The 1,022-nt window shown below is 57.6% G+C and carries 1 protein-coding gene; it reads right to left on the bottom strand.

Going from position 1 to position 1,022, the window contains the following annotated elements:
* Positions 1–286: 286 nt before the first annotated feature.
* On the bottom strand, positions 287–1,022 hold a 736-nt coding region (gene dnaN, locus AYR66_RS11995; RefSeq protein ID WP_088709774.1), incomplete at its 5' end, for a DNA polymerase III subunit beta.

Raw genomic sequence — 1,022 nt, 5'->3', positions numbered from 1 at the left:
ACCTGGCTTGCGGCTCGGAGAGTGTCTTGATTCTTCCGGATACATCGAATGAATAATGGATCGTAGGGTGGGTAGAGCGAAGCGAAACCCGCCGTGCGCTCGAGTGGCGCTTTCGGTGGGTTTTGCTGCGCTCTACCCACCCTACAGTTCTTTATTTTTCGTGCACATCCGGTCGAATTACTTGTCTTGGGAAGCTGCCGGCCAAGAATTTCGGATTTCCATAAATGTGGCAAAGGGGCTCGCCTTACCTTCGGCAGCCCCCTTGCGATTTCTCTTATTGGGTTTATCAAATACGCATCGGCATCACGACATACTTGAAGTCGGCGTTGTCGGGCACGGTGATCAACGCCGATGAGTTGGCGTCGCCGAGCGCAACGTTGACGTTGTCGGCCTTGAGGTTGTTCAGCACGTCGAGCAGGTAGGTGACGTTGAATCCGATGTCGACGGTGTCGCCGCCGTAATCGATTTCGAGTTCTTCCACTGCTTCTTCCTGGTCGGCGTTGGTGGAGCTGATCTTGAGGCTGCCCGGGGCGATGATGCAGCGCACGCCCTTGAACTTGTCGCTGGTCATGATCGCGGCGCGCTGCAGCGAATGCAACAGAGTCTGGCGATCGATGGTGAAGTTGTTCTTGTAGCCCTTCGGGATCACGCGGGTGTAGTCGGGGAACTTGCCTTCGACCAGCTTGGAAATCAGTTCGATGTCGGTGAAGGTGAGCTTGACCTGGTTGCTGGCGATCTCGAGGTCGACCGTGCTGTCGCTGTCGTCGAGCAGGCGCTGCAGCTCGAGGATGGTCTTGCGCGGGATGATGACTTCCTGGCGCTGGAAATTCTGGTCGGTCTCGACCTGGCAGAAGGCGAGGCGGTGGCCGTCGGTGGCGACCGCGATCACGTTCTTGCCGTCGACGACGAGCAGCAGGCCGTTCAGGTAGTAGCGGATGTCCTGCTGTGCCATCGCGAAGTGCACCATGTTGAACAGGTGCTTCAGGGTCTTCTGCGGCAGCGTGACCTTGGCGTTGAAGTGC

Source organism: Noviherbaspirillum denitrificans, assembly GCF_002211445.1.
GTDB classification, from domain to species: Bacteria; Pseudomonadota; Gammaproteobacteria; order Burkholderiales; family Burkholderiaceae_D; genus Noviherbaspirillum; species Noviherbaspirillum denitrificans.
Note: the sequence above shows the minus strand (reverse complement) of the source record. Positions and strands in the feature narration are given on the sequence as shown.